This is a genomic window from Streptomyces sp. CO7, from assembly GCF_053474865.1.
This window is the reverse complement of the sequence record NZ_JBRIOU010000004.1, coordinates 1,171,790-1,179,275: the sequence shown is the minus strand read 5'-3', so window position 1 is coordinate 1,179,275 and position 7,486 is coordinate 1,171,790. Positions and strand designations below refer to the sequence as shown.

Annotated in this window: 6 protein-coding genes and 1 pseudogene; 4 read left to right on the top strand and 3 right to left on the bottom strand. The window is 73.0% G+C overall.

Features of this window, described 5'->3' with window-relative positions; genetic code table 11:
• The 3 genes and pseudogenes from ACOV8S_RS18265 to ACOV8S_RS18255 all read right to left on the bottom strand — a co-directional run.
• Positions 1-106 (bottom strand): annotated as a pseudogene (locus ACOV8S_RS18265) (ECF subfamily RNA polymerase sigma factor, BldN family); the annotation flags it as partial.
• A gap of 367 nt (positions 107-473) precedes the next feature.
• Positions 474-1,388, bottom strand: a complete 915-nt coding sequence (locus ACOV8S_RS18260; RefSeq protein ID WP_448318834.1) for an HAD family hydrolase — start codon at positions 1,386-1,388, stop codon at positions 474-476.
• Between the two features lie 138 nt (positions 1,389-1,526).
• On the bottom strand, positions 1,527-1,772 hold the full coding sequence (locus tag ACOV8S_RS18255) for a glutaredoxin family protein (protein WP_108954944.1): 246 nt from the start codon (positions 1,770-1,772) through the stop codon (positions 1,527-1,529).
• 466 nt (positions 1,773-2,238) lie between these two features.
• On the opposite strand from ACOV8S_RS18255, the gene ACOV8S_RS18250 reads away from it, so the two are divergent.
• From ACOV8S_RS18250 to ACOV8S_RS18235, 4 genes are read left to right on the top strand one after another with little or no spacing between them, the layout of a single operon-like run.
• Entirely contained in the window at positions 2,239-3,030 is a 792-nt protein-coding gene (locus ACOV8S_RS18250; protein WP_448318833.1) for a redox-sensing transcriptional repressor Rex, read from the top strand.
• The gene (locus tag ACOV8S_RS18245) at positions 3,027-4,820 is read left to right on the top strand and encodes a glutamyl-tRNA reductase (protein WP_448318832.1); all 1,794 of its coding nucleotides are present in this window, start codon (positions 3,027-3,029) and stop codon (positions 4,818-4,820) included. The genes ACOV8S_RS18250 and ACOV8S_RS18245 overlap by 4 nt, the downstream gene beginning before the upstream one ends.
• On the top strand, positions 4,817-5,776 hold the full coding sequence (gene hemC, locus ACOV8S_RS18240) for a hydroxymethylbilane synthase (protein WP_448318831.1): 960 nt from the start codon (positions 4,817-4,819) through the stop codon (positions 5,774-5,776). Before ACOV8S_RS18245 ends, hemC begins: the two co-directional genes overlap by 4 nt.
• Positions 5,773-7,461: a uroporphyrinogen-III synthase gene (locus ACOV8S_RS18235; protein WP_448318830.1), complete on the top strand. Its 1,689-nt coding sequence runs from the start codon at positions 5,773-5,775 to the stop codon at positions 7,459-7,461. Before hemC ends, ACOV8S_RS18235 begins: the two co-directional genes overlap by 4 nt.
• Positions 7,462-7,486: the final 25 nt, after the last annotated feature.

Sequence of the window (7,486 nt, the reverse complement as noted above, 5' to 3'; positions counted from 1 at the left end):
GGGCGGGAACGGCGTACGCGGTGGGGACGAAGCCGCGCAACAGCTCCAGGGCCGCTGAGCGGAGCGCAGCCAGGCCCGAGGCGTCAACCCCGACGTGTGGGTACACGGGACTCCCAGAGGCAGAGCTTCCATCACGTGCAGTGCGGAACCGTTCACCCGTCGTGACGACGGAGGGGTACCGAATTGCGTCTGAGGAGAATAACGCTTCGTGCAGGGCCTGCTACGCCGAGTTGCCTAAATCATCGATTACGTCGCTTCCGTGGCTGGTTCGGGTCGAATTCGATGACATGGTGAGATCGTTTGTCGATCACATCCGGCCATGTTGCGAGCATCCGGTGTCCGGCTCCGGCCGATGTGAGCGGAGCGTCAGGGTCGCGGCGGGCGCGCGCGACGACGCCCGACGGCGTTCCCGGCCGGAAGGGGCCGGGCGCCGTCGGGCGTCGGACGGGGCGGGTGACGGGGGAAAGCGCCGGTCAGACCAGGCGTCGGCGGCGGTGCAGGGCCAGCGCGGCGGCGGTTCCGCCCGCGACCGCGCCGACTCCGGCGGCGGCCGGGATGCCCACCATCGCGGCCTTGCGGCCGGTGCGGTAGTCACGCAGTCGCCATTCCCGTTCCCGTGCGTATTTGCGCAGCCGGGGGTCGGGATTGACCGCATAGGGGTGGCCGACCAGCGAGAGCATCGGGATGTCGTTGTACGAGTCGCTGTAGGCGGCGCAGCGCGTCAGGTCCAGGCCCTCGGCGGCGGCGAGGGCGCGGATCGCCTCGGCCTTGGCGGGTCCGTGCAGGGGCTCGCCGACCAGGCGGCCGGTGTAGACGCCGTCGACGGACTCGGCGACGGTGCCCAGGGCGCCGGTCAGGCCGAGCCGGCGGGCGATGGTCTGGGCGATCTCCACCGGGGCGGCCGTCACCAGCCACACCTTCTGCCCCGCGTCGAGGTGTGCCTGGGCCAGGGAGCGGGTGCCGCTCCAGATGCGGCCGGCCACGTACTCGTCGTAGATGTCGTCGCCGATCATCTCGAGTTCCTCGACGCGGTGCCCCTTCACGATGGAGAGGGCGGCGTCGCTGGCCTCCTGCATGTGGGCGGGGTCCTCGATGCCGGCCAGCCGGAAGTAGGCCTGCTGCCAGGCGAACCGGAGCAGCTCCCGGGTGTCGAAGAACTTGCGCTTGTACAGGCCCCGGCCGAAGTGGAACAGGGCCGCGCCCTGCATGACCGTGTTGTCCAGGTCGAAGAAGGCGGCGGCGCTGGTGTCGCCGAGGACCGGGAAGCGGTCCTCCTGCCCGAGCGCGCCGGAGGACTTGCGGGCGGCCTCCGCCGCGGCCTCGCCGGCCAGGACGCTGCGCGCCGTGGCGAAGCGCTTTCGGGGGAGGAGCCATCCAAGTGCGGCCATGCGGTGAGCATATCCAGATCGTGGGACGGGTTCGGGGCGGTGAGGTTGTCGTCCTGTGAACACCCTGGGGCCCTCCCGCACACCGGCGGCACGCTCGCCGCCGGCGTACGGCGCGGGGCCGCCCGGGAGTGCGGCGGTTCAGGCGAGGGCGGCGCGCAGGCGGGACTCGTCCACCCGCCAGAAGGTGTGCTGCCGCCCGTCGATCAGGACCACCGGGATCTGCTCCCAGTAGGCACGGTGGAGTTCCTCGTCCTGGGTGATGTCCTTCTGCTCCCAGCGCACGCCGAGTTCGCCGCAGACCTTGGACACCACCTTCTCCGCGTCCTCGCAGAGATGGCACCCGGGCTTGCCGATCAATGTCACCAGACCACTCATGTCCGCCATTGTCCCGCGCCCCGGGGCGGTCACGCGCAGGCGTGGGCGGCGGGCGGACGGTGACGAGTTCGTGATCGTCTTCACGAATGCGGCGCCTTACCGGGAGTCATGGGCGGCCCGGGGAGGAGAGATAGCTCTCACCGGACGCCGGAATCGGCCTCTGACCTGGGGTTTCGCCAGATGCGACGGTTCGGTGGAACGCGGTTGTGTCGCTTACGATTTGACCGCGAATTTGCTTGCGGGGGCGTGCATCGAACGAGGAGCGTGTGCTGTTTTGTCCCCGACGAGTGAGGGAGCCGGACGCCTGTCCGCCGGTTCCGCGCGCGTGCGTGAACACCGCGTGACCCCGGTCACGTCGGTGGGGCAAAACGGACACCATCTTTGTGCACACGTTCACAAAGACATAGCCTGCATCCGACGAGGCGGTCCGGGGACGTGTGGCCGCCCCCAGCCCCGCTCTACCCGCAGGAGCATCGTGGCAACTGGCCGAACTCACCGACCGGCGACCCGCAGCCGAGGAATTCCCGAGGCCACCGTCGCCCGGCTTCCGCTGTACCTCCGCGCGCTGACCGCTCTGTCGGAGCGCTCGGTGCCGACCGTCTCCTCCGAGGAGCTCGCGGCCGCCGCCGGGGTCAACTCCGCGAAGCTGCGCAAGGACTTCTCCTACCTGGGCTCCTACGGCACCCGTGGCGTCGGCTACGACGTCGAGTACCTCGTCTACCAGATCTCCCGCGAGCTCGGTCTGACCCAGGACTGGCCCGTGGTCATCGTCGGCATCGGCAACCTGGGCGCGGCGCTCGCCAACTACGGCGGCTTCGCCTCGCGTGGTTTCCGGGTCGCGGCGCTGATCGACGCCGACCCCGCGATGACCGGGAAGCCGGTCGCCGGCATCCCCGTGCAGCACGCCGACGCGCTCGAGGACATCGTCCGCGACAACGGCGTCTCCATCGGCGTCATCGCCACCCCGGCCGGTGCGGCGCAGCAGGTCTGCGACCGTCTGGTGGGGGCCGGGGTGACGTCCATCCTGAACTTCGCGCCGACCATGCTGACCGTTCCGGACGGCGTAGACGTGCGCAAGGTGGACCTGTCCATCGAGCTGCAGATCCTCGCCTTCCACGAGCAGCGCAAGGCCGGCGAGGACGCCGCCGCCGACTCCGCCATGCCGCCGCCGGCCGCCGTCAAGGGCGCGGCCGCGGCCGCCGCCGCGATGGACGAGGCGGACCCGAAGGGCACCGACGGGGAAGCCCCCGCCGTGATGCCGGCATGAGTCTGCTCGTCGTCGGTCTGAGCCACCGCAGCGCGCCGGTCAGCGCGCTGGAGCGTGCCGCGCTGGGCGCGGAGGCGAAGACCAAGCTGCTGCAGGACACGGTGGCCGCCGAACCGGCCGCCGAGGCAGCGGTGCTGGCCACCTGCAACCGCATCGAGCTCTACGCCGACGTGGACAAGTTCCACGCCGGTGTCGCCGAGCTGTCCACGCTCCTGGCCCGGCACAGCGGGGTGGGGCTCGAGGAGCTCACTCCTTATCTTTATGTGCACTACGAGGACCGTGCCGTCCACCACCTGTACTCGGTGGCGTGCGGGCTGGACTCGATGGTCGTGGGCGAGGGCCAGATCCTCGCCCAGATCAAGGACGCCCTGGCCCAGGCGCAGGAGCTGCACACCGCCGGCCGGCTGCTCAACGACCTGTTCCAGCAGGCGCTGCGGGTCGGCAAGCGCGCGCACTCCGAGACCGGGATCGACCGGGCCGGCCAGTCCCTGGTCACCTTCGGCCTGGAGCAGCTCGCCGACGGCGCCGAGGTGCCGGCCTGGCTGGACGGCAAGCGGGCGCTGGTGATCGGCGCCGGTTCGATGTCCTCGCTGGCCGCCGCCACGCTGGCGCGCGGCGGGGTCGCCGAGATCGTGGTCGCCAACCGCACCGTCGAGCGCGCCGAGCGGCTCGCGGAGATCCTCACCGCGGGCGGCGAGTCCCCGGTCCGCGCCCGCGCGGTCACCATGGACGCCGTTGCCGCGGAGCTCGCCCGGGCCGACATCGCCGTGTCCTGCACCGGAGCCACCGGCCTGGTGCTCACCGCCCAGCAGGTGGCCGCCGCGGTCGAGGGCCGGGTCCGCCCGGCCGGTCCGACCGACGCGACCGCCGGCGGAGCGCCGCGGACGGCGGAGCCTTCCGGCGTCCGCGAGGCCAAGGACGCCGACGGCTGTCCCCTCGGCCTCGGCGTCGCCGCGCCGGCCGACCTGACCGAACTGCCGCAGGGCGCGCCCGGCGCAGGCTTCCCCGCCTCCGGCGAGGCGGCCGTGGCAGGGATGGACGCCGCCACGCTGGAGCAGCACGGCGCCTGGGTGGACCGCGGCGACGCGGAGCGCCTGGAGGCCGCGCGTACCGGCCAGGACGTGCGGCCCGAGCCCGACCCGGAGCTGGTGACCGCGCTGGCCGCGACCGCGGCCGCGGTGGGCCGGATCCCCGAGCGCCGCCGCCCGGAGGCCGTGGAGACGATCCGCCCCGAGCCGGTCCTGTCGGTCCTCGACCTGGCGATGCCGCGCGACGTGGACTCCGCCGTGCACCGGCTCGCCGGGGTGCGGCTGGTGGACATCGAGTCGCTGGCCGACGCCTCCGCGGACGCTCCGATGGCCGCCGACGTGGATCAGGTGCGGCGGATCGTCGCCGACGAGGTCGCCGCGTTCGGCGCCGCCCAGCGGGCGGCGACCATCACGCCGACCGTGGTGGCGCTGCGCTCCATGGCCGCCGAGGTGGTGGCGGGCGAGATCGCCCGGCTGGAGGGCCGGCTTCCCGACCTCGACGCCAAGCAGCGCCAGGAGATCACCCAGACCGTCCGGCGTGTGGTGGACAAGCTGCTGCACGCGCCGACCGTGCGGGTGAAGCAGCTGGCCGCGGAGCCCGGCGGCGCCGGGTACGCGGACGCGCTGCGCACCCTGTTCGACCTCGACCCGGAGACGGTGGCGTCCGTCTCCCGGGCCGACAAGGCCGCCGGCCGCAGCGCCGACGACTCCCTCCAGAACACCCTGATCGACGCCAACGCCAAGAACCGAGGGCGAGCATGACAGAGAAGGCTTTGAGGCTCGGCACCCGGCGGAGCAAGCTCGCCATGGCCCAGTCCGGGCACGTGGCGGAGGCAGTGGGCCGGGTCACCGGCAGGCCCGTCGAGCTCGTCGAGATCACCACGCACGGCGACGTCTCGCGCGAGCACCTGACGCAGATCGGCGGCACCGGCGTGTTCGTCGCCGCCCTGCGCGAGGCGCTGCTGCGCGGCGAGGTGGACTTCGCGGTCCACTCGCTGAAGGACCTCCCGACCTACCCGGCCGAGGGTCTGACGCTGGCCGCGATACCGGTCCGCGAGGACCCGCGGGACGCGCTGGTCGCGGCCGGCGGCGCCAAGCTGGCCGACCTGCCGCCCGGCGCCCGCGTCGGCACCGGTTCGCCGCGCCGGCAGGCCCAGCTCAACGCGTACGCGCGGGCCAACGGGCTGCGGCTGGAGACGGTGCCGATACGGGGCAACGTCGACACCCGCATCGGGTTCGTGGAGAGCGGGGACCTCGACGCCGTCGTGCTCGCCGCCGCGGGCCTGAACCGGATCGGCCGCGCGGACGAGGTCACCGAGCTCCTGTCGGTCGACACCGTCCTGCCGGCTCCCGGCCAGGGAGCCCTGGCGGTGGAGTGCTCCGCGGACGCCGCGGAGCTGATCGCCGCACTCTCGCAGCTCGACGACCCGCTCACGCGGGCCGCCGTGACCGCCGAGCGATCACTGCTCGCCGCCCTGGAGGCCGGTTGCAGCGCACCTGTGGGTGCCCTGGCCGACCTTCTGGGGGACGGGCAGATTGTCAAGGAAATGCGCCTGCGGGGCGTCGTCGGCACGACCGACGGCTCCCGGACGGTGCAGATGTCCACCACCGGTCCCGTCCCCGAGACGCATGAGCAGGCGATGGCGCTCGGCCGCGAACTCGCCGCCGAGATGCTTGCCCGGGGCGCGGCCGGTCTGATGGGGGAGCGAGCACAGTGAGCCCCACCACCCTTCCCGCGGTTCCCGATCAGGGGCACGTCACCTTCCTGGGTGCCGGTCCCGGCGATCCGGGGCTGCTCACGCTGCGCGCCGTCGAGGCGCTGGCGGGTGCGGACGTCCTCGTCGGCGAACCCGACGTGCTGGACGTGGTGCGCACACACGCCAGGCCGGGCGCCGTCCTGGAGAGCACCGGCGCGGACACGGACACGCCGCAGCTCACGGTGGTTGACGGCACGTCAACAACCGTTGCCGTTCCGGCGGAACGTGATGCCGTTCATCTTGTCATGGCGGCCGTACGCTCCGGCAGGCGGGTGGTCCGTGCCGTCACGGGCGACCCCGGCCTCGACTCCGACGCGGCGCGCGAGATGCTCGCCTGCGCCGCCGAGGGCGTGCGGTTCGAGGTGGTGCCCGGCATCGCCTCGGCCGTGGGCGTGCCCGCGTACGCAGGTGTGCCGCTGCGCGACGCGGACGGCGCGGACGTGCGGTTCGTCGACGCCCGCACCGCCAACGCCCGCTGCTGGACCGAGCTCGGCGCCTCCGACGGCACCGTGGTCGTCTCCACCACCCTGGACGGTGTCGCGGCGACGGCGGCCGAGCTGGTCTCGGCGGGCCGCAAGCCGGACACCCCGCTCACCGTGACGGTGGCCGGCACCACGACCCGCCAGCGCAGCTGGACGGCGACGCTGGGCACCATCGCGCAGGTCTTCAAGCAGGGCAAGGTGCTGCCCTCCGCGGACGGCGGCCAGGCCGTCATAGCCGTGGTCGGCGAGCGTGCCGCCGCGGGGGACCGCCGTGACCAGCTGTCCTGGTTCGAGTCCAAGCCGCTGTTCGGCTGGAAGGTCCTGGTGCCGCGCACCAAGGAGCAGGCGGTCTCGCTCTCCGACCAGCTCCGTTCGTACGGCGCGGTGCCGCACGAGGTGCCGACCATCGCCGTGGAGCCGCCGCGCACCCCGCAGCAGATGGAGCGCGCGGTCAAGGGTCTGGTCACCGGCCGCTACGAGTGGATCGCCTTCACCTCGGTCAACGCCGTCAAGGCGGTCCGGGAGAAGTTCGAGGAGTACGGCCTGGACGCGCGCGCCTTCGCGGGCATCAAGGTCGCGGCCGTGGGCGAGCAGACCGCCAAGGCGCTGATCGCCTTCGGCGTGAAGCCGGACCTGGTGCCCAGCGGCGAGCAGTCGGCCGCCGGTCTGCTGGAGGACTGGCCGCCGTACGACCCGGTCTTCGACCCGATCGATCGCGTCTTCCTGCCGCGCGCGGACATCGCCACGGAGACCCTGGTCGCCGGGCTGATCGAGCTGGGCTGGGAGGTCGACGACGTCACGGCGTACCGCACCGTGCGCGCCTCGCCGCCTCCGGCGGAGACCCGTGAGGCGATCAAGGGCGGCGGCTTCGACGCGGTGCTGTTCACCTCGTCGTCGACGGTGCGGAACCTGGTCGGCATCGCCGGCAAGCCGCACAACGTGACGGTGATCGCCTGCATCGGCCCGGCCACCGCCAAGACGGCGGAGGAGCACGGTCTGCGGGTCGACGTGATGGCCCCGGAGCCGTCGGTCACCAAGCTGGCGGCCGCGCTCGCCGAGTTCGGCGCGAAGCGGCGTGAGGCCGCGCTGGCGGCGGGCGACCCGGTCACCCGGCCGTCCGAGCGGCGTCCCGGCGCGCGTCGCCGCAGGGCGACGACCAGCTGACGGCACGTCCGTCCCGCCACGCCCC

What these genes read in the sequence shown, in the direction of transcription:
- ACOV8S_RS18245 (WP_448318832.1), top strand. Translation starts at nt 3,027, where the DNA reads ATGAGTCTGCTCGTCGTCGGTCTGAGCCACCGCAGCGCGCCGGTCAGC.
- ACOV8S_RS18255 (WP_108954944.1), bottom strand. Translation starts at nt 1,772, where the DNA reads ATGGCGGACATGAGTGGTCTGGTGACATTGATCGGCAAGCCCGGGTGC.
- ACOV8S_RS18260 (WP_448318834.1), bottom strand. Translation starts at nt 1,388, where the DNA reads ATGGCCGCACTTGGATGGCTCCTCCCCCGAAAGCGCTTCGCCACGGCG.
- hemC (WP_448318831.1), top strand. Translation starts at nt 4,817, where the DNA reads ATGACAGAGAAGGCTTTGAGGCTCGGCACCCGGCGGAGCAAGCTCGCC.